Genomic DNA, 19574 nt, shown 5'->3' with positions numbered 1-19574 from the left:
GGGGTGATCAGCACGACCAGCTCGGTGCGCTTCTTGCTCTTGCTGGTGTTGCCAAACAACCAGCGCAGGCCCGGGACACGACCCAGATACGGCACGGCGGACACGGTGTCGCTGTTGTCCTGTTTGATCAGGCCGCCAAGCAATACGGTTTGCCCACTCTGCACCGCGACCTGGGTCGACACCGAACGGGTCGAGATTCGCGGATTGCCGTTGGCGTCGGTGGTCGTGTCGTTGGCGTCGCTGACCTGCTGCTGGATGTCCATGTACACCAGACCGCCCGGGTTGATGCGCGGCACGACGTCGAGGATGACCCCGGTCTGCACGTATTCGACGCTGCTCAGGGTGGCGGTGGTGGTTGTGGTGTTGACCGTGGTCTGGCTGATCGGGATGTTGTCGCCGACCTGGATCTGCGCCTGCTGGTTGTTCATCACCACCAGCGACGGGGCGGACAACACCTGCGTGCGTCCGCTGGTCTCCAGTGCGTGAAGGGCGACCTGCAGGTTATTGCTGACGAAGGAATAAAACAGCGAATCGGTGGCGCCAAGGCCGGCACCGCCGCCACCGAGGGCGCCCTGGCTTCCGGCGGTGTTGGCGACGGTGGTGCTGGCGGAATTGCCGGCCAGACGGCCCAGGTACCACTGCACACCCAGGTCCAGCTCACCGCTGAGGTTCACTTCAAGAATTCGCGTCTCGATCTGCACCTGCATCGGTGCGTTGTCCAGCCGCTTGATCGCCGATTCGATCTCTGCCCACTGGGCCGGGCGCGTGCGAATCAGCAACTGGTTACTGCTCTGCTGCGCGGTGATGCGCGTGCTGTCGTCCAGACGCTTGCTGGCACCCGCGCTGCTGGATGCCGTGTCTGAACCGTCGCTTTGGCTGCTGCTGTCGGCGCTGTCTTCGGACGTCTCGCCGTCCTGCTCCTCATCACCTTGCTGAGTGCCGTTCTGCAAACCTCCATTGGCGCCACCCATCCCCGAGCCCATGCCAGAGCCCACGCCGCCGCCCATCCCCGAGCTGCCGTTCAGGCCTTGGCCGCCGCCACTCAGCCCGCCGCTGCTGCCGGTGCCACTGCCGTTGAGCGATGACAGCGAACGCGTGCGCAGGCCCGGTGCAACCTTGGCCGCGCTGTCGTCCTTGATCTGTCCGTTGCCGTAGATCTGCCGCAGGTACTTGGCCAGGTCCGTGGCCTTCATATTGCGCACGTCGTAGACGTACATCTGCGGCTCGTTGCCGCCGCCTTCGTCGATGGTGTGAATCCAGTCACCGACCTCGCTGAGGTAGCGCGGCTGGGAAGAAATCGCTACCACCGAGTTGGTCCGTTCGATGGGCAGAAACTTGACCATGCCCGCCAACGGCATACCGCTGTCCGGACCGAACATTTTCTGCAGCTCGGGCATCAGCTCGCCGACGCTGGCGCGTTGCAGGCCATAGACAGCAATGGACATGCCCTTGAGCCAGTCGACGTCGAAGGTGTCGATGGTGTCCTGGTAGTTGGCCAGTTCATCCGGCGTGCCGGCGAGGCTCAAGACGTTGCGCGCCGGATCGACCAGCAAAAACGCGTTGTCACGGGCAAAGGGCTTGAGCAGCTTCTGCATCTCGGTGGCCGAAATAAAACGCAGCGGGAACAGCCGCGCCGACAGCCCGGTGGACGGCCGCGCTACCGGCATCTCCGGCACCAGCTTGCCGGCCACGGCCTGGTTGGCCGGCAGGATCACGTAACGGTCGCCCTGACGGATCATCGCGTTGTCAGTCCACGACAACAGCGTTTCCAGGATCGACAGCGCCTGCTGTTTGTTCACCGGCTGCGAGGTCGAGAAACTGACGTCGCCCTTGACGCCCTGGTTGATGCTGTAGTTCTCGTGCAGCAAGTCGCCCAGCACCGTATTGATGACCGCTTCGATGGGCTGATTGGCGAAGTTGAAGCTAATGTCGCCGGTGGCCGCCGCAGCGCCTTTCGGGCCGGCGCCGGCCTGGGTCGGTCCCGCACCGCGCACAAACGTCTGGTTGCCGCGAATGATCTGCTGGCGCGCAGGGGCAGGGCGGGCGCCGGGGTTGTTCGGGCTCGGTGCGTCGACCGGGTCGCTGACCGGACCTCGCTGCGAGCCGGTGCCATTGAGTGCTTCCTGCATCAGGGCCGGGTCGTTTTCGAAACGCTCCGGGGTGGACGCGCATCCGGCCAGGGCTACGGCGGTGGCCAGGCACAACAGGGGGCTGCGCAGACGGGAAAACTCAGGGGTGCGATTGTTCATGGTGTGGGTACGTTTGGAAGGGTAATAGGGGGGACTTTCGACGGCGGCGGAAGGCGCAGCATCGGCAGTCGCAGTACGCGCGTCTGGCCCTGATGGCTGAAAGTGGCTTGTTGCGGCGTGACCGAATCCAGCGTCCAGCCGTTGTCCAGCGTGCTGCCGACGGCCAGCTTCAGGCGGCGCTTCTGCGGCAGTTGCAGCAGCACCCAACGCGAATCACCGTCGATGATCACGCCGCTCAGGCTGATGCCGTCCAGCGACGAGGCCTGTGATTTGCCGGTGACCAGATCGGGTTTGCGGTCCGGGCTGAACATCGATTGCTGCCAGGTGAGCGCAAGGGCCTGCGCCGGCAGCGAAGGCAATGCGGCCGGTCCGGCGGTCGGGCTGGCTTCGCGCGCTTCGCCGGCCGGCAACCAGTCGATGTTCTGACCGGCGCCCATGCTCAAACTGAGGGCAACGGCGGCGAGGCCAACGGTGGCCGCGCCGAGCGCCAGGGTGAGGGCGTCGAACTTCATGCGTCAGGCTCCTCGGTGGACTGCTCAGAGGGATCGGGCTGCTGCCTTTCGGGCTGCGGTTCGACGTCCGGCGCTTTCGATGGCAACGCTTTGTGCGGCGCGGCCTGTTGCAGATAACCGCGCAACAGCAGGTGCACTTGCAAGCGCCCGGCGCCACCACTGGCCGGGGCCGAGGTGGCGCGGCGAATGCTCAGGCTGTCGATGAACAGGAACGGCTGGCCGTACTCCAGTTCGTGCAGCAACCCCACCAGCGGCTCCATGGCGCAGTCCAGGGTCAGGCTGACTTTCACCTGACGATAGGGCTCGGCGCTGTCGCGCTCGGGGGTGATCGGCATGCGCTGGGTGACCTGACAACCGGGGCCCTGATCGGCGTGGGACTTGACCAGATCCAGGCTGCGTTGCATCAGATCGGCGGCCACGGCGCTGGGGTCTTCGCCCGGCAACAGACTGCTGCGGCTTGACGGGTCGCGGCGGGCGGCCTGCAACTGCTGTTGGAGACTGTCGCGCTGGGCCAGCGCGCCGGCGTAGCGCTGCTGCTGGTGGCGCAGGCTGTCGGCCTGTTCCTGCAAATCGCTCAGCGGATCAAGAAACCAGCTTTGCACCAGCAGCCACCAGGCCGCCCACAGCACCAGAGCGAGGGCGATGAGCGCGGCGCCGCGACGTTCACGCGGGGTCAGTTCACGGCGCATCGGTCGCCTCCTTGCGCAGCTGAGTGCGCAGGGAGAAGCGCTCTTTGCCTGTCTGCGCGTCCGGTTGAATGATGCCCTGGAACTGCGCGTCGGTCAGGCTGCGGCAATCCTTCATGCGGCTGATCAAAGCGCTGGCCTTGGCGCTCTGGCCGGTGAGCGACACGCTGCCGCCGTCGGCCATCTCAAGCTGCTCGACCCACGTGTCGGCGCCCAGGCACCCGGTAAGGTCGGCGAGCACGCTGGAGACAGTCGGCTGCGCCGCCTTTTGCTGGGCCAGGTAGCGCGCGGCGCCCTGGGTGTTGATCAGTTCGCGGCGCAGGTCCTGCACCGCCTGCACTTGCGTGCGTTGTGCATCGACCTGCTGCTGCATTGCCTCGACCTGCGCCGTGCGCGCCTGCAGCCAGAGCACCATGCAGGTCAGCAGCAAGGCGCCACACACCACGGCCAGCACACGCGGCACGCGGGCCGAACCGGTCGCCGCCGGTTTGAGCTCGGCCGGCAGCAGGTCGACATGCAGTCGCTGCCCCTTGCCATCGCGGGCGTCCACGGCATGCAGCGACAGGCCGCGTTCTCTGCAGGTGTCGATGATCGGTTGCAAACGCTCACGCAGCACCGCCACCAGCAGCACCTGCGCGAAGGTTTTGCCCTTGGCGGTGACGCGCGCGACGTAGTGCATCTGCTCGCGGGGGTAGGGCGTGTACTTGTCCAACTCGAAACCGACCACGCTGTGCAGATCCCGCAACGCCGCCAACGGCAGTGGCAACGGCTGCGCCAGCACCCTGCCGGCGGGGAGCATCAGAATCAACCGCTCGCCAGCTTGCTGCGGGATGTCGTCAGGCAGCGGCCAGTCGATCAGCCGCTCGCGAACCTGAGGCATCAGCCGTGCGCGCACGCCCGCTGGCAGCATCGCCTGCAACTCGTCCCGCCAGGCCTGCCACAGCTGCTGCGCCGGGCTGTCGCGCCATTGACTGCGCACGCGGGCCTGCAAGGGCGCCAGCTGCTGTAAAAGTGATTGCTTCATTCTTGCCAACGCAGAACGCGATACGGTCGCGCTCCCTCCTTCGATGGGTTCAATAACAACGTGACGTTGAGCGTCGTGGTGTAACCGCCGGGCAACGTCGCCTGGCTTCGAATGCTGATGACCGGGCCTGCTTCCTCTGTCGCAGGGCCGGCCTGCGGCAGCCCCAGCGCCTGGCGCAACCACGGCGAGGCCATCCGTGGATCGGGCGTGCTCAGGCCGCTCCAGAGGGTCACATGCGGGCTGGCGCACTGGTACAGCGGCTGACCGATGCCCGGCAGTTCGCGTACTTCCTCGACCATCCGCAACGGCGCCCGCCCGCCGCCGCGACGCTGCTCCAGACCCTGCTCCACTTCACGGGCGAGGCCCGGCGTTGCCCCGCACGCCACCAGCAGGCGAGCGAACGACTGGGCCGGCGCCGCGTTGAGGTCCAGCTTGCCGGTCTCGCTGGCCAGACTGACCGCCAGCGCGGCGTCATCAAAACGCAATCCGTGGGGCTGACCGTCAGCTCTCCAGTGCCGCGCGAGGTCTCGGTCCAGTTGCGCCAGCACCGCCATGCCAATCCCGGCCTCTGCGGCGAACACGGCCTGGGTGTGCTGGCGTTGCCACAAAGCCTGACGATTCTGCAGGTGCACCCAGCCAAGCAAGCCGGCGAGCAGGGTGCTGAGCAGCGCCAGCACCCAGAGCACCAGCAGCAATGCAACGCCGCGCTGATGTTGCCGATTGCCGCTCATAACGTGTGCGCCTCGCCGGACAGGTCCAGACGCAGGTTGATGCTTTGCAGCGGCCACGGCACGGGACCCGCCAGTTGTGCTTCGATGCGCACGCTGATTGGCAATCGTGCGGGCCACGGCCAGTGGTCCAGCCATGCCGTGGACTCGCCCGTGGGCGACACGCCGCGGTAACTCAGTTGCAACGAGCGCACATCATGCAGCAGCACCTGGGGCTCTTCGGCTGGCAGCAACGCCTGACCGCGCAGCCGCTCCAGGCTGACCTGCAAGCGCTGACCGGCCGCCAGCGTCACGCTGTGCCGGTACAAACCGCCACCCAACGTGGCGGGCAGTGGCGCATAAAAGCGCATGGCCTGGGCATCGCCCTCGAACACCGGCGCCTGTCCGGGCTCGGACCCGCCAGCGGCGAGGGGCAACGCCTGACCGATGGCGCTGCGCAGAAAGTTCTGCGTCGAGCGCACTTCATCCAGCCGTGTGCTGTAGCGCTCGGCCTTGGCCATGGCGCGATTGGCACCGGTTATCGCGGCGCCGACCATGGTTAGCAGCACGCCGAGCAGACTCAGCACCACCAACACTTCGAGCAGCGTGAAACCCTGGCTTCGCCGCGTCATTGTCCTGCACCCGCGCCGGCGCTGCGCACTTGCAGGCTGCTGTAATGGGCTCGGCGCGTGCCGTCGCTGACGTTCAGGTCCAGCCGCCACGCCGTCGCCGGCGCATTACCGCGGGGCAGCGCGCTGACCTCCATCTGCCACTTCACGCCGCTCCAGTTGCCCTCGCTGCGGCCCGGCTGCAAGCGGCCGGCGCTGGCTTCATCGATCAGCGAACGCGCGGCCAGACTCAGCCGGTCGCTGCGTTGCGCCTGCTGCAAGGCGCGTGCGCTCTGCCCGAACGCCACCACCAGCACGCTGCTGCACACCGCCAGGACGGCGAGGGCGGCGAGCATCTCCAGCAGGGTGAACCCGCGCTGGCGCGTCAATTGAGCGTGCGCAACTGAACGTTGCCGGTCAGCCAGTTGATGTCCACGCGCCAGTTTCTGTCGCCGCGGGCCAGCAGCAGATGGCCGCCGCTGGAACCGCCGTCCGGGTAGAACTCGAACGCCGAACCCAGCCCGTCCGCGGTCTGCAATTGCACGCGCATGTCGGCGGGCAGTTGCACCGGCTTCAAATGCGGGCCTTGCAAGCGGCCGTTACGCAGGTCGAAGCGCGTCTGCGCCGGTTGCCCGGTGACGATGGCCTGGACCCGCGCTGCCCGCAGCGATTGCACCACTTCGCTCAACGCGCGACGTTCACTGGCGGACTGCAAGCCCCGGCCCACGCCAAAGCTCACCAGCCCGACGCTGATGCCGATCAGTACGATCACCACCAGCAATTCGAACAGCGTGAAGCCGCGGGCGCGGGGCAGGGCGCGCATGTTATTCCCAGTTACCGATGTCGGCCTTGTAGCCGTCACCGCCTGGCTGGCCGTCCTGACCGAAGAAGATCAGGTCGAAGCTGCCGTGCTCGCCCGGGTAGCGATAGCCGAACGCATGGCCGAACGGGTCTTTGAGGTCCGACGGCTTGGCGTACGGGCCAGCCCAGCCGGTGGCATTGGCCGGTTTGGTCACCAGTTGCTGCAGATTGGCGGGCGGGGTGCCGACATCCAGCCCGTAGCTCTCGACCTTCATGCCCAGGCTGGCGAGTTGCGCCTTGCCTGCGCCGTATTTGCCCTTGTCGACGTTGCCGCCGACCTGGCGCACGACGATGGTGGCAACGATGCCCAGCAGCACGATCACGGCGAGCATTTCCAGCAGGGTGAAACCGCCCTGGCGACGGCCTTGGGCAGCATTGAATCGGGACATGTGTATTTCCTCAAATGTTACTGGTAAGGCTCATCAGCGGCAGCATGATGGCGAGCATGATCACCGCCACCATCACTGCCATGACCACGGTCAGGCTGGGCACCAGCGCGGCGAGCAGACGGTCGATCCCGCGCTTGGCCTCGACGTCGAACACGTCGGCGACCTTGAGCAGCATGCCGTCCAGGTTGCCGGCCTGTTCACCGACCTCGATCATCTGCAAGGCCAGTTCCGGCAGCAGCGGTTGTTCACCAAAGGCCTGGGCCAGCGTGCCGCCGCCCTTGACCCACTCGGTGGCTTGTTCCACCTGGGCGCGCAGGGCGTAATTGCCGCACACCTGACGAACGATGGTCATCGCTTGCAACAGCGCGACGCCGTTGCTCAGCAGCGTGCCGAGGGTTCGCGCCAGGCGCGCGGCTTCGATCCGCTGCAGCAGCGGGCCAATGACCTTTATAAAGAGCAGCCGCCGGTCATGACGCTGACGCCGCTGCGGGTCGCGGCGCAGCACCACGACGGTCCAGATCAGGCCGACTATCGCGCCCAGCAACAGCAGGCCGTACGCGCTGAGAAATTCCCCCAGCCACAGAATTGCCTGGGTGATAAAAGGAATGGGCACGCCCAGATCGCGAAAAATCGGCACGAATTGCGGCACCACGTAGGCAAGCAGTAAGGCCAGGGAGCCGAGCACGCCGACCACCAGAAAGATCGGGTAGATCAGCGCATTGATGACTTCGCCGCGCAGCATCTGGCTGCGTTCCAGGTAATCGCTGAGCTGGCGCAGGGTGTTTTCCAGCGAGCCACCGGCTTCACCGGCGCGCACCATGCTGATGTACAGGCTGGAAAACTGGCCGTGCTCGTCTTCCAGCGCCTGGCTCAGGGGTTTACCGGCCTTGACCTGTTCACGAATGCGTTCGAGCAGCGCCTGACGCTTGGGCTCGTGGGTCTGCTTGAGCAGGATGGTCAGCGCGCGCTCCAGCGGCTGGCCCGCGCCGAGCAGGGTCGCCAGTTGCTGAGTGAAGCTCACCAGCGCCGCGCCATTCATAGCGCCACGGCGCATGGCCCCGCGCAAGCCGCTGCTGGCGCTGGCTTCGAGGCTGAGCAGCAACAGGCCGCGTTTGTGCAGCGCCGCGGTTGCTGCCTGTTGATCGGCGGCTTCCAGGGTGCCGTGTTGGGCGACGCCGTCGGCGTCCAGGGCGCGGTATTTGAAATGGGCCATGGTCAGTCGCCACGCGTAACGCGCAGCGCCTCTTCCAGCGACGTCACGCCGGCCACCGCCTGGCGCAAGCCTTCTTCATACAGCGTGCGCAGGCCACCACGGCGGGCGGCCTGTTCCAGTGTCGCGGCGTCGGCCTGACGCATCAGCAGGCCGCGCAGTTCTTCATTCATGACCAGCAACTCGGTAATCGCGCTGCGACCGTGATAACCGCCGCCGGGCAATTCGCTGGCGGGGCGATACAGGGTGATCGGGCGCTGATCGGTGAAGCGGTCCAGACCGTGCTCGGCAACCAGTTCTGGCGGTGCTTCGAAGGCGACGCGCGTGAGCGGATCGAGCCTGCGCACCAGCCGCTGGGCGAGGATGCCCTTGACCGTGGAAGCGATCAGGTAGCTTTCGACACCCATGTCCAGCAAGCGCGTGATACTCGCCGCAGCGCTGTTGGTGTGCAGGGTCGAGAGCACAAGGTGACCGGTCAGCGAGGACTGAATGGCGATGCGGCAGGTTTCCAGGTCACGCATCTCGCCGATCATGATCACGTCCGGGTCTTGCCGGACGATGGAGCGCAGGGCGCCGGCGAAGTCCAGGCCGATGGCCGGCTTGACCTGAATCTGGTTGATGCCTTCGAGTTGATACTCGACCGGGTCTTCAACGGTGATGATCTTGCGCTCGGCGGTATTGAGCCGCGACAGCGCGGTGTACAGCGTCGTGGTTTTGCCGGAACCAGTGGGGCCAGTCACCAGCAGGATGCCGTGGGGATTTTCCAGCACGTCGAGGAAGTTCTGCAGGCGCTCGCCGTCCATCCCAAGGCTCGGAAAATCGAAACTGACGGTCTGCCGGTCCAGCAGACGCATGACCACCGACTCGCCGAAACTGGTCGGCACCGTGCTCACCCGCAGGTCCAGCTCCTTGCCCTGAATGCGCAGCATGATGCGGCCGTCCTGGGGCAAACGACGTTCGGCGATGTCCAGCCGCGCCATGATCTTCAACCGCGAAATGATCGCCGCCGACGAGCTGGACGGTGGCGCCTCGGCTTCGTGGAGCACACCGTCGATGCGATAACGCACTTTCAGCTGGCTCTCGAACGGTTCGATATGGATGTCGGAGGCGCGTTGCTCCACGGCCCGTTGCAGAATCAGGTTGACCAGCCGGATCACCGGCGCCTCGGATGCCAGGTCCTTGAGGTGCTCGATGTCTTCTTCAGCGCCAGCGTGTTCGTCGAGGGTTTCGATCAGCGAACCCATGGCCGAGCGGCCCTGGCCGTAATAGCGTTCGATCAGCCCGTCGACCTCGCTGGCGGCACCGACCGAGACGTATACCGGCGCCTGGCAGGCGTAGGCGACGGCGTCCAGCCCGTAGGCATTGCCTGGGTTGGCGGCCAGCACGTGGACGCCGTCGGCATGGGTGCCGATGGGCAGCAGGCGATAGTGGCGCAAGAAGCGTTCGCTGAGCTCCGGCAAGGGCTCGCCCGACAGGGTCACGTTTTCCGCCAGCAGCAGCGGTGCGTGCAGCGTCGCCGACCACGCCCGGGCCAGATCCAGTTCGGAGACCAGCCCCAGGCGCGTCAGCAGTTCAGTCAGCGAACTGCCTTCGGACTCCTGAGCCAGGCGCTGTGCCCGCTCCAGATCACCTGTCTTGAGCCCGGCGTTGGCCAACAGCCAGGCACACAGCGCTTCAACCGAATGCGCGGTGAATTGTTGGCTATTAAGGGGGGACAGATAAAGGGACACAGCACCGATTCAAATAAGAGAGGCCTCTGACGAGACCTCGGGTGTTCAATTAAGTGACGCTGACTAACGGCAACTTTATAACTGTGCGTTAGTTTGTCGCAGACGAGGCTTTATCCGTTGGACGGCCGCGCTTATTTTCATCGGACTGGTTCTGCTGGGTGGACTTCTTCACCGCTTTGGCATTTTCAGTCTGGGTCATAACAGTGGAATCTGTTGCGCCGGAAACGGTTTCCTGAGTATCGGAATTCGCAGCCAGGGTGACGGTTGCAAATGACAGGGTCAGTGCGGCGATGGCGCCCAGTACTGGCAGTTTCATATGATGTTTCTCCAATGTTTGTCAGGTGTTTGAAATGATCGTGCCACGGCTTTCACCGCAGGATCGCCGGCTTCCGTAGGGTGGATCGCCCGTATTTACGGGCTTTCAGGCGTCGAATCGTGAAAATTGCTAAACCTACAGACCTGTAGGTTTAGCAAGAGTTCAGGGGATGTATCAAAAAATGTCGAGTTTGTTCGAGTGTGATTATTTTGTTTGACATCACTTGAAAACAATTGCCTTAATTTAAACGTCTCGGGCAGTGCTCGTGCAGTTCGGTGGCTCATCGCCATTAACGTTAGTTACAGAAGATCATATCGCCCGCACTTTACGTCCTGTTGTTTCGCCACTTCCCGTCTGCCGAAGTTCATTTATGAAATTCAGGTATAGGCCGTGCAACGCCTGTAATAAAGGCGTGTGGCGTGTCAACTGCGACAAATGAGCGCGGGTGATACCTGGAGAGCGTCCCCTATGCGAAACCGTAAGACTTTCGGTGCCCACTCGGCACTGGCTTTGTTGAGCCTGGCCATCGGCCACGCCAACGCAGCCGACACCACCAGCCAAGAGCAACTGGCGGCCAAGGAACTGCGTGCGGACAAAGCGGCAGAGAAAACCCTGGCGAAAATGACCCAGGAAGAAAAGCTGGCCTACATCGGCGGCATCGGCGGTTGGGACGTCAAACCCCTTAGCCAGTACGGCGTGCCACAGATCCACGGCGCTGACGGCGGCGCCGGCATCCGTTACACCAGCGAAGGCAACGATCCGGGCGTGGTTTATCCGTCCGGCCCGAACCTGGCAGCCACTTTCAACCCGCGCCGCGCCATCGATTTTGGCCGCGCCCTGGGCTACGACACGGCCAGCGGCGGCTACCAGTTCGTGACCGGCCCCGGCATGAACCTGTACCGCATGCCGTGGAGCGGCCGTGCGTTCGAATACCTCTCCGGTGAAGACCCGTTCCTGGGTGCCAGCCTTGGCCCTGCGGTCATCAACGGTATCCAGCAGCGTCGCGTCTGGGCGGAAGCCAAGCACTACGCCGGCAACGACCAGGAAACCAACCGCTTCATCCTCAACCAGGTCATGCCTGAGCGCGTGCTGCGCGAGATGACCCTGCCGCCGTTCGAATCCGCGACCAAGAACGGCACCGTGGCGATGATGATGTGCTCGTTCCAGAAAGTGAACGGCGAATACGCCTGCGAGAACAAGCACCTGATCGCCGACATTCTGAAGAAGGAATGGGGTTTCAAGGGGCTGGTACAGAGTGACTACAACGCCGTGGTCCACGGTCTGCCAGCGGCACAAGCCGGCACCGACCTGGACATGATGGGCGGTCAGATGAACAGCTCGGTGCTCAAGCCGTACCTGGACAGTGGCGAGCTGGACATGGCGACCATCGACGACAAGGTCCGCCGTATCCTCAAGAACATCTACCTGTACCAGTTCGACAAGTTCGCACCGCTGACTACGCACAACATGAACAGCGCCACCAGCAACAAGGTCGCCCTGAACATCGCCCGCGAAGGCATCGTGCTGCTGAAAAACCAGGGCGACGTGCTGCCGCTGGACAAGAACAAGGTCAAGCGCATCGCCGTCGTTGGCGACCTGGCCAAGTACGCGCCGCCGACCGGTTTCGGCAGTGCCCACGTTGACGCCACCCGTTACATCAGCGAGCTGAGCGGTCTTCGCCAGATCGCCCCGGGCGCTCAGGTCGAGTTCCTCGACAGCCTGTCCCTTGATCCAGCGGCCATGCACTGGACCACCACCGACAGCAAAGGCAACAGCGTCGCCGGCATGAAGACTGAGTACTTCAACAATGCCACCTGGTCCGGCGACCCGTCGGCCACCCAGATCGACACCTACGTCAATCTGGACTGGTCCACCGACACCGTGCCGAGCAACGGCGACACCGCCAACACCTCGATTCGCTGGAGCGGTCAGGTCACCCCGACCATCAGCGGCGATCAGGTCTTCAAAGTGCGTGCCGACGGCGCCGTGCGCCTGTGGGTCAACGGCGAGAAGATCATCGACAACGGCGACGGTGAGAACATCACCAACAAGAGCATTCCGCCGACCATCCCTGTTTCCGGCAAGATCAAGCTGGAAGCCGGCAAGGCTTACGACGTGAAGCTTGAGTACTCGCGCCGCGACGGTTACCTGTCGACCATGGGCGGCCTGGTGGGCGTGCAAATGTCGACGGCTTCGCTGACCGCACCGCAAGACCTGTCGCAATACGACGCGGTCGTGGTGGCCGTGGGTAACAGCGCTGAATACGAAGGTGAAGGTTTCGACCACAGCTTCGATCTGCCTGAGTACCAGAACGAGCTGATCCAGAACATCGCCAAGGCCAACCCGAACACCGTGGTGACCATGCACGGCGGTACCGCGCTGAAAATGGGCGACTGGATCGACCAGGTTCCGGCTGCGCTGCACGCGTTCTACCCGGGTCAGAACGGGGGTCAGGCCCTGGCCGAGATCCTGTTCGGCAAGGTCAACCCGTCGGGCAAACTGCCGATCAGCATCGAGCGCAACATCGAAGACAACCCGCTGTACGCGGATTTCCCGAACTTCGATAACACCCGCACGCTGAAAGAAATCAGCTACAAAAACGACCTGACCATGCTCGGCTATCGCGGTTACGACAAAACCGGCACCAAACCGCTGTTCGCGTTTGGTCACGGCCTGTCGTACACCCAGTTCACTTACAACAACATCTCGGTCACCCCGGGCGTTGCAGTGGGCAACACGCCGATCAAGGTCTCGTTCGACCTGACCAACAGCGGCAAGCGGGCCGGTTCCGAAGTCGCCGAGCTGTACGTCGGCCAGCAGAACCCGAAAGTCGAACGCGCCGTCAAGGAGCTCAAGGGCTACAAGAAGGTCTTCCTGCAGCCGGGCGAAACCCGTCGCGTCACCATCGAACTCAACGATCGTTCGCTGGCGTACTTCGACGAGGCGAGCAAGCAGTGGGTGGTCGATGCCGACACCTTCAACATCAGCCTGGGCGCGGCTTCGGACGACATCCGTCTGAACGCCAAACTGGTCAACTCCTTCCGTCAGGAACTGTCGACCACCACCAGCAACCCGCTGCCGCGTTCGGCGCTGAACTCGGTCAAAGTGACCCTGCCAGCCGTGAAGACCGGCGGTGTGCTTGATCAGGATGAAGACGCTGGCGCAGCCGATGGCAACTCGGACTACAACGGCAACACTGAGTACTGAGTGATCGCAACAGGCGAGGGCTGAACCCTTGGCGGGCGTCGGGAGCGAGTCCCGGCGCTGGCTGAGGGTTGAGCTTGAGTGACAACCTGCGCTTGGCCACCACTGAGCGAGAGCGTCACCCATCCGCTGATGAGCGATAGAGAATGAGGCGATCCGGCCAGCCCGGATCGCCTCATTTTTTTATGGGCGGATATCGCGCTCGACCTGGGCCATGTAACTGTCGAAGCGCTGCACCAGATCCACCTTCTCGGGGAAGCGCAGCCATTGCAGCTGCAGCCCGTCCATCATCGCCAGTATCTGGTGAATGATCGCGTCCAGATCCACGTCCCCACGCACTTCGCCGACCACCACCAGATGGTCGAGCCGCGCGCGCATACGCCCATGAATCGTCACGTAGCGTGACTGAAACCATTCCCATCCGGGATGACTGTCCACCAGGCTTTCGGCATTGAGCATGCTGAAGGCGCGAATGACGCCGGGCGCCGTGGCATTGGAACGGTTGATCTGCCGCAGGCCATTGACGAAGCCCTCCAGCGTCGGCTCGCTTTGCAAGCCGTTGACCACCTTGTGGTTGACCTCGTCGCGGCGCGCAAGCACGCCCATCAGCAGGGCCACCTTGTTCGGGAAGTGGTGCAGCACGCCCGCCACCGAGATGCCGACGATGTCAGCGATGCGGGCAATGGAGGCTCCGGTGTAGCCCTCCAGCGAAAACAATTGCAGCGCGGCGTCGAGCAGTTCTTCGCGGCGCTTTTCACCCTTGGGTGCTCGACGGGTGCGAGGCAGCGGATCTGATGTCTGTCCTGTCATCGGGTTACCTGGCGTCTCCATGATTTGCAGGTGTTGGGGCATTTCAGCGAGGCCCGTCACGACGCCGGATGGCGTGTACGCAAAGGGCGCGGTGGCGCGGCAAGAAGTCGCGGCGGCTGAAACGGCACGCCCTGTTTAAGGGGGCAACCGGGTTTTGGCAAGCGAAAACTGATAGTCGTCCGTGGTGACGGGGCTCTATCGCCGTCCGGCTGCGCACCGTTCAGAAAATGGGAACTCCCGTCTCGCGTACCTTTCCCTTGAAGTAACTGACATGCAAGGAGATCCACCGTGAACGAACAAGCCAGTCCTGGAATTGCCTATCTGATTGAATGCGCCGAGGAGGCGACGATTGAATCGAGGCTGTTTGCCATCTATGAGGCGCTGGCCGAAGCGGGCGGGCTCATTGCGCAGGAGTATTTGATCAAGGCCGCACGCGAAACCGCGGCGGGGCCCAAGCAGCAGCTGTTGATCAGGTTGATCGGCAGGGCCAGCCGCGCTCAGGTTGAATAATCAGTGGCCACACCATGGGCGGTCACGCCTGTCGACTGAACGCACTCATGGCCCGGAGCGCTTGCCTCGCCGGCAACGCTGCGAGCAATAACGCACATCGTCCCAGCAGCGCGCCCATTTTTTCCGCCAGGTGAAGGGTAGTCCGCAGACCACGCAGGTCTTGACCGGCAGCTCGCTTTTCTTCACAGCGCCTCTCCGGCGTCCAGTCTGCCGAGCAGCGTCTCGCCCCGTTGCCACAGCGCATCCTGCCTGGCCTCGGTCATGCGGTCGAGGTTCTTGTAGACCATGCCCATGCGTTGATTGGCTCGCAGCACGTTGGAGTGGCGCATCACGAAATGCCAGTAAAGCGCATTGAACGGGCAGGCGTCCTCGGTGGTGGTTTCCTTGACGTTGTACGCGCAGTTGCCGCAGTAGTCGGACATGCGCTTGATGTATTGCCCGCTGGCGCAATACGGCTTGGAACCGAGGTAGCCGCCGTCGGCGTGCATGACCATGCCCAAGGTGTTGGGCAGTTCAACCCAGTCGAAGGCGTCCATGTAGATCGCCAGGTACCACTCGCAGATCTGCTTTGGCGCGATGCCGGCCAGCAAGGCGAAGTTGCCGGTGACCATCAAGCGCTGAATATGATGAGCGTAAGCGTGTTTCAGGCTTTGGCCGATGGCTTGGCGCATGCAGTTCATTTGCGTCTGCCCGGTCCAGTAGAACGCCGGCAGCGCGCGGGTATTGCCGAATGAATTGCCCTCGGCGTAGTCCGGCATCTTCAGCCAGTAGACGCCCCGCACGTACTCCCGCCAGCCGATCAGTTGGCGGATGAAGCCCTCCGCGGCGTTGAGTGCGACGCCGCCCGACCAGTAAGCCGATTCCACGTCGCTGCATAACTGACGCAGGTCGAGCAGGCCGATGTTCAGCGCCGCACTGATGCGCGCATGGAACAGGTAGGGCTCGTCCATGGCCATGGCGTCCTGGTAGTCGCCGAAGGCTGCCAGCCCGAAATCGAGAAAATACTGCCACAAGGCCTGGGCATCGGCGTGGGTCACCGGGTAGTCGAAGTCGTCGAGCGAGCCGTAGTGGCCGGAAAAGCGATCACGCACCAGTCCCAGCACCTCGCGGGTCATGGCGTCCGGGGCAAAGCGCATGGGGTAGGGCGCGGTGACCTTCTTGGGCAGCGCCTTGCGGTTGTCCGCGTCGAAGTTCCAGGCGCCGCCCACCGGCGTGCCGTCGTTGTTGAGCAGCAGCCGTTGCTTGCGGCGCATCTCGCGGTAGAAGAACTCCATGCGCAGCTGGACCTTGCCGCTGGCCCACGAGGCGAACGCTTCGCGTGAGCAGAGGAAGCGCGTGTCGCTGTGCCAGACCAGCGGCAGCTCGCTCTCGCGGATCGACTGCTCCAGACGCCAGTCGCCGCACTCCGTCGCATGGACCTCCTCGGCCTGCAACGCGGTGTGCCAGCGTTGCAACTCCGCCAGCACAGAGCCCGTGTTCAGCGGGTCGTCAAGCGTCACGTACTGGACGATGACGCCGCGCGCCCGCAGCGCCTGGGCAAAATGGCGCATGGCGCTGAAGATCAGGGCGATTTTCTGCGGATGATGGGGAACGTGGGTGGCCTCTTCGAGGACCTCGACCATCAGCACCGCGTCGCGCTCGGCGTCCAGTTCGGTGAGGGAGGCCAGGTCGAACGACAGCTGGTCGCCGAGGACCAGGCACAGGCGGCGGACGGGCATCATCGCTCGGCTCCGTGTGACGGCCAGAGCGTGGCAGTCATCGACGTGGATCGACGCAAGCGGGTGAGAGGAGGTCGGGCACGAAATTCCTGAGGGGCGCGGGGTGATGACGCCGAGCATAGCGGTTTGAACGGCGTCAGGGCATGGATTTAGCCGGACACGTGGCGCCTGACGCACTGCATCAGGCCCTGCAGCGGCCCGGACTCGACCGGGGCCGGCACGCAAACGGTGCGTTCCCGGTCGCCTTCGCTGATGGTCAAGGTGTAAAGCTGCATACCGCGCAGGGCACGGGCCGGGCGTCGACCTTCCGGCAGCGCAAAAAACTCGGAGGCCGCGACCAGCTGACGCAACTCGCGCTGGTCGGGTTCGGGCAGCGCGTCCACTTCAATGGTATTGGGCTTGTTCAGGCCCGGGAAATAAGCGACGCCGCCGCTTTCACTGAATGAGATACGCATGTTCGTGCCTCCTCGTCATGACTGATCATTGCGCGTCGATGCCGACCGCCGCCCAGCCTTCTTTTACCGCGATTTGCGCCTCTGCGCCTACACCGTACAGCCGACCGGCCACGTCATGGGTCAGGCGCGCGAACCGCACGAAGCCGGTGTTGGGGCGCAGGCGCGAATCACGCAGCGTGTCATACCAGATGCGCCCGGCCTTTTCCCAGGCGTGACCGCCTATGCGCGTGGCGACCTGGTAAAAGGCATGGTTGGGAATGCCGGAGTTGATGTGCACCCCGCCGTTGTCGTCGTAGGTGTGGACGAAGTCGTCCATGTGGCCGGGCTGCGGGTCCTTGCCGAGCACTTTGTCGTCGAAGGCGGTACCGGGCGCTTTCATCGAGCGCAGGGCGCTGCCAGCGACCTTGTCGGTGAACAGGCCTTCACCGATCAGCCAATTGGCCTGCTCGGCGGTTTCGCCCTTTGCGTATTGCTTGATGAGCGAGCCAAACACATCCGACATCGATTCGTTCAGCGCGCCGGCCTGGTTGAAGTACACCAGCCCGGCTTCATCTTCTGTGACGCCGTGGGCCAGTTCATGGCCGATCACGTCCAGGGCGATGGTGAAGCGATTGAACAGTGACTGGTCGCCGTCGCCAAAGACCATCTGCGCGGAATTCCAGAATGCGTTGTTGTAGCCTTTGCCGAAGTGCACCGTGGCGTCGAGGGCCATCCCGGCATCGTCGATGGAATTGCGCTCAAAGACCTCGGAGAAGAAGTCGAAGGTGGCGCCCAGGCCGTCATAGGCTTCGTCCACGGCAACATCGCCGCTGACCGGCTGGCCTTCGCCGCGCACCAGCGTGCCGGGGAGGGTTTCGCCGCCATTGGCGGTGTAGATCGAGCGGCGCTTGCCGGTCAGGGCCACGGCGGCCAGACGGACAAGGCGCCGGTCAGGTTGTGCGCTCAGGCGCAGCGAGCGAAACGTGGTGTCCTTGGCCCGCGTGCGCAGCGCCGCTTCACGCTGTGCCTTGCTGCCGTTGCGCGCAATCTGGTCCAGCAGGTATGGCGGGATGAGGCAAAGGATAGGGTTACGTGTGTGGTTCCTGCACATGGCTGATACTCCTGGATGACCTCAATCGATTTTGAGCGACACGTCGCGGTCTCGCTTCAATCGACCATCGCGGCCCGTGCGGTGTTCCCGAACTGAAACACTCAATGCACCTGATGGGATTGCTCAAAGCTGGCGCGTGCCTTTAGTGGGACCGGCTTTAGCCGGGAAGGCGTCATGCATCACACCTCAGATGGTCGTACGTTGGCTAAATTTGCGTGGCTTATGGAGGTCAAGAGCGTCTGCCTAACGGCAGACATTTCGCCTTCGGCGAGTTACTTGATAAAGCCCCAAGTAACCAAGGGCTTGTGCTCCCGGTTGGGCCCTTCCTTCGTCAGGGTTCCCTCACTCCGGTCTCGCTCCGTGGGCCCGCCGCCATCCGCCATCCATGGCGGGGGGCGGCTCTCGCGGCATCCATGCCGCTCGGCCCACTGCGCGAGACCTGCGTTCAGCCTGCACCCAAGTCGCGATTGGCGGTGACTGGACCTATTGCGTTCGAGGAGCAAGGCAGATCAAAAGCTTCCCGGCTGAAGCCGGTCCCACAGTGTGAACGCGGTGCTTTTGGTGGGACCGGCTTTAGCCGGGAAGGCGTCGGGCGTTACACCGCCAGTAGTCATTGTGCACACCCTCTTATTGATCGTGCCCACGCTCTGCGTGGGTATGTAGCCCAGGACGCTCTGCGTCGTCTGGTGTCAGGGGTCAGGGGTCAGGGGTCAGGGCTCATGAGGCGGCCAGGCAGGACGCGGAGCGTCCGGGCCGGCATTCCCACGCAGAGCGTGGGAACGATCACATCAAAAGCTTCCCGGCTGAAGCCGGTCCCACAGTGTGTACGCGGTGCCTTTAGTGGGACCGGCTTTAGCCGGGAAGGCGTCATGCGTCACACCTCAGATGGTCGTACGTTGGCTAAATCTGCGGCGTGGCTTATGGAGGCCAAGAGCGTCTGCCTAACGGCAGACATTCGCCTTCGGCGAGTTACTTGGAAAAGCCCCAAGTAACCAAGGGCTTGTGCTCCCGGCTGGGCCCTTCCTTCGTCAGGGTTCCCTCACTCCGGTCCCGCTCCGTGGGCCCGCCGCCATCCGCCATCCATGGCGGGGGGCGGCTCTCGCGGCATCCATGCCGCTCGGCCCACTGCGCGAGACCTGCGTTCAGCCTGCACCCAAGTCGCGATTTGCGTCGTTTGGGCCTGTTGCGTTCGAGGAGCAAGGCAGATCAAAAGCTTCCCGGCTGAAGCCGGTCCCACAGTGTGTACGTGGTGCTTTTGGTGGGACCGGCTTTAGCCGGGAAGGCGTCGTGTGTCTCTCCGCGCCTTTAAACCGAGGAACGTGGGTGCGTCGGGTTTTTCAGCCACAGTTGCAGCTCGGCTTCGGCCTGTTCCAGCGCGGTGCGGTTGAGCAGGCGGCGCAGCAGGGCGACGTTGACGGCGCGGGCGCGCAGGTTGAACGCGGTGCTGCGCTCGCCGGCGTCGTCGGGTTGGTAGACGCCGAGCTTTTCGTACAGC

Annotated in this window: 18 protein-coding genes and 2 pseudogenes; 2 read left to right on the top strand and 18 right to left on the bottom strand. The window is 63.9% G+C overall.

The window, feature by feature from the left end; genetic code table 11:
- From gspD to VF672_RS15605, 12 genes and pseudogenes are all read right to left on the bottom strand, one after another.
- Positions 1 to 2249 (bottom strand): type II secretion system secretin GspD (gene gspD / locus VF672_RS15660; RefSeq protein ID WP_331105479.1); only part of this gene is annotated, 2249 nt, incomplete at its 3' end.
- Positions 2246 to 2761, bottom strand: a complete 516-nt coding sequence (locus VF672_RS15655; RefSeq protein WP_331105478.1) for a hypothetical protein — start codon at positions 2759 to 2761, stop codon at positions 2246 to 2248. The genes gspD and VF672_RS15655, both read right to left, overlap by 4 nt.
- A 98-nt stretch (positions 2762 to 2859) precedes the next feature.
- Positions 2860 to 3450: pseudogene (gene gspM, locus VF672_RS15650) on the bottom strand (type II secretion system protein GspM); the annotation flags it as partial.
- The gene (locus VF672_RS15645) at positions 3440 to 4471 is read right to left on the bottom strand and encodes a PilN domain-containing protein (protein WP_331105477.1); all 1032 of its coding nucleotides are present in this window, start codon (positions 4469 to 4471) and stop codon (positions 3440 to 3442) included. The pseudogene gspM and the gene VF672_RS15645, both read right to left, overlap by 11 nt.
- The gene (locus VF672_RS15640) at positions 4468 to 5202 is read right to left on the bottom strand and encodes a type II secretion system minor pseudopilin GspK (protein WP_331105476.1); all 735 of its coding nucleotides are present in this window, start codon (positions 5200 to 5202) and stop codon (positions 4468 to 4470) included. Before VF672_RS15640 ends, VF672_RS15645 begins: the two co-directional genes overlap by 4 nt.
- Positions 5199 to 5810: a prepilin-type N-terminal cleavage/methylation domain-containing protein gene (locus tag VF672_RS15635; RefSeq protein ID WP_331105475.1), complete on the bottom strand. Its 612-nt coding sequence runs from the start codon at positions 5808 to 5810 to the stop codon at positions 5199 to 5201. The genes VF672_RS15640 and VF672_RS15635 overlap by 4 nt, the downstream gene beginning before the upstream one ends.
- Positions 5807 to 6175 carry a type II secretion system protein gene (locus tag VF672_RS15630; RefSeq protein WP_331105474.1) on the bottom strand — a complete coding sequence of 123 codons (369 nt, stop codon included), beginning with the start codon at positions 6173 to 6175 and terminating at the stop codon, positions 5807 to 5809. Before VF672_RS15630 ends, VF672_RS15635 begins: the two co-directional genes overlap by 4 nt.
- Positions 6172 to 6609: a GspH/FimT family pseudopilin gene (locus tag VF672_RS15625; protein WP_331105473.1), complete on the bottom strand. Its 438-nt coding sequence runs from the start codon at positions 6607 to 6609 to the stop codon at positions 6172 to 6174. Before VF672_RS15625 ends, VF672_RS15630 begins: the two co-directional genes overlap by 4 nt.
- 1 nt (position 6610) lies before the next feature.
- Entirely contained in the window at positions 6611 to 7036 is a 426-nt protein-coding gene (gene gspG, locus VF672_RS15620; protein WP_065989019.1) for a type II secretion system major pseudopilin GspG, read from the bottom strand.
- A 10-nt stretch (positions 7037 to 7046) separates the two neighbouring features.
- Positions 7047 to 8249, bottom strand: a complete 1203-nt coding sequence (gene gspF / locus VF672_RS15615; protein WP_331105472.1) for a type II secretion system inner membrane protein GspF — start codon at positions 8247 to 8249, stop codon at positions 7047 to 7049.
- Positions 8250 to 8251: 2 nt separating this feature from the next.
- Positions 8252 to 9976: a type II secretion system ATPase GspE gene (gene gspE / locus VF672_RS15610; RefSeq protein WP_331105471.1), complete on the bottom strand. Its 1725-nt coding sequence runs from the start codon at positions 9974 to 9976 to the stop codon at positions 8252 to 8254.
- Between the two features lie 88 nt (positions 9977 to 10064).
- Complete coding sequence (locus VF672_RS15605; protein WP_331105470.1) at positions 10065 to 10292, bottom strand: hypothetical protein; 228 nt, start codon at positions 10290 to 10292, stop codon at positions 10065 to 10067.
- Between the two features lie 468 nt (positions 10293 to 10760).
- Here VF672_RS15605 and VF672_RS15600 point away from each other — a divergent pair, with 468 nt between their 5' ends.
- On the top strand, positions 10761 to 13499 hold the full coding sequence (locus tag VF672_RS15600) for a beta-glucosidase (protein WP_331105469.1): 2739 nt from the start codon (positions 10761 to 10763) through the stop codon (positions 13497 to 13499).
- Between the two features lie 180 nt (positions 13500 to 13679).
- On the opposite strand, the gene VF672_RS15595 is transcribed toward VF672_RS15600, so the two are convergent.
- Positions 13680 to 14306 (bottom strand): TetR/AcrR family transcriptional regulator, encoded by a 627-nt coding sequence (locus VF672_RS15595; RefSeq protein ID WP_331105468.1) that lies wholly within the window; start codon positions 14304 to 14306, stop codon positions 13680 to 13682.
- Between the two features lie 288 nt (positions 14307 to 14594).
- Between VF672_RS15595 and VF672_RS15590 the strand changes: the two genes are divergently transcribed.
- A complete protein-coding gene (locus tag VF672_RS15590; RefSeq protein ID WP_331105467.1) occupies positions 14595 to 14816 on the top strand; it encodes a hypothetical protein in 222 nt (73 codons plus the stop codon).
- Between the two features lie 45 nt (positions 14817 to 14861).
- Here VF672_RS15590 and VF672_RS15585 read toward each other — a convergent pair whose 3' ends face one another.
- The 5 genes and pseudogenes from VF672_RS15585 to VF672_RS15565 form a co-directional block, all read right to left on the bottom strand.
- Positions 14862 to 15002 (bottom strand): DUF2256 domain-containing protein, encoded by a 141-nt coding sequence (locus VF672_RS15585; protein WP_331105466.1) that lies wholly within the window; start codon positions 15000 to 15002, stop codon positions 14862 to 14864.
- Positions 14999 to 16537: a cryptochrome/photolyase family protein gene (locus VF672_RS15580; RefSeq protein WP_331105465.1), complete on the bottom strand. Its 1539-nt coding sequence runs from the start codon at positions 16535 to 16537 to the stop codon at positions 14999 to 15001. Before VF672_RS15580 ends, VF672_RS15585 begins: the two co-directional genes overlap by 4 nt.
- A 146-nt stretch (positions 16538 to 16683) precedes the next feature.
- Positions 16684 to 16989: a protealysin inhibitor emfourin gene (locus tag VF672_RS15575; protein WP_331105464.1), complete on the bottom strand. Its 306-nt coding sequence runs from the start codon at positions 16987 to 16989 to the stop codon at positions 16684 to 16686.
- A gap of 25 nt (positions 16990 to 17014) precedes the next feature.
- Positions 17015 to 18079: a M4 family metallopeptidase gene (locus VF672_RS15570; protein WP_331105463.1), complete on the bottom strand. Its 1065-nt coding sequence runs from the start codon at positions 18077 to 18079 to the stop codon at positions 17015 to 17017.
- 1305 nt (positions 18080 to 19384) lie between these two features.
- Positions 19385 to 19574: pseudogene (locus VF672_RS15565) on the bottom strand (DNA-binding response regulator); the annotation flags it as partial.

Source organism: Pseudomonas sp., assembly GCF_036387035.1.
Taxonomy (GTDB): Bacteria; Pseudomonadota; Gammaproteobacteria; order Pseudomonadales; family Pseudomonadaceae; genus Aquipseudomonas.
Note: the sequence above shows the minus strand (reverse complement) of the source record. Positions and strands in the feature narration are given on the sequence as shown.

Excerpts from the sequence above, each read along its gene's own strand:
- VF672_RS15655 (WP_331105478.1), bottom strand. The coding sequence starts at position 2,761 with ATGAAGTTCGACGCCCTCACCCTGGCGCTCGGCGCGGCCACCGTTGGC.
- VF672_RS15645 (WP_331105477.1), bottom strand. The coding sequence starts at position 4,471 with ATGAAGCAATCACTTTTACAGCAGCTGGCGCCCTTGCAGGCCCGCGTG.
- VF672_RS15640 (WP_331105476.1), bottom strand. The coding sequence starts at position 5,202 with ATGAGCGGCAATCGGCAACATCAGCGCGGCGTTGCATTGCTGCTGGTG.
- VF672_RS15635 (WP_331105475.1), bottom strand. The coding sequence starts at position 5,810 with ATGACGCGGCGAAGCCAGGGTTTCACGCTGCTCGAAGTGTTGGTGGTG.
- VF672_RS15625 (WP_331105473.1), bottom strand. The coding sequence starts at position 6,609 with ATGCGCGCCCTGCCCCGCGCCCGCGGCTTCACGCTGTTCGAATTGCTG.
- gspG (WP_065989019.1), bottom strand. The coding sequence starts at position 7,036 with ATGTCCCGATTCAATGCTGCCCAAGGCCGTCGCCAGGGCGGTTTCACC.
- gspF (WP_331105472.1), bottom strand. The coding sequence starts at position 8,249 with ATGGCCCATTTCAAATACCGCGCCCTGGACGCCGACGGCGTCGCCCAA.
- VF672_RS15605 (WP_331105470.1), bottom strand. The coding sequence starts at position 10,292 with ATGAAACTGCCAGTACTGGGCGCCATCGCCGCACTGACCCTGTCATTT.
- VF672_RS15600 (WP_331105469.1), top strand. The coding sequence starts at position 10,761 with ATGCGAAACCGTAAGACTTTCGGTGCCCACTCGGCACTGGCTTTGTTG.
- VF672_RS15595 (WP_331105468.1), bottom strand. The coding sequence starts at position 14,306 with ATGACAGGACAGACATCAGATCCGCTGCCTCGCACCCGTCGAGCACCC.
- VF672_RS15580 (WP_331105465.1), bottom strand. The coding sequence starts at position 16,537 with ATGATGCCCGTCCGCCGCCTGTGCCTGGTCCTCGGCGACCAGCTGTCG.
- VF672_RS15575 (WP_331105464.1), bottom strand. The coding sequence starts at position 16,989 with ATGCGTATCTCATTCAGTGAAAGCGGCGGCGTCGCTTATTTCCCGGGC.
- VF672_RS15570 (WP_331105463.1), bottom strand. The coding sequence starts at position 18,079 with ATGTGCAGGAACCACACACGTAACCCTATCCTTTGCCTCATCCCGCCA.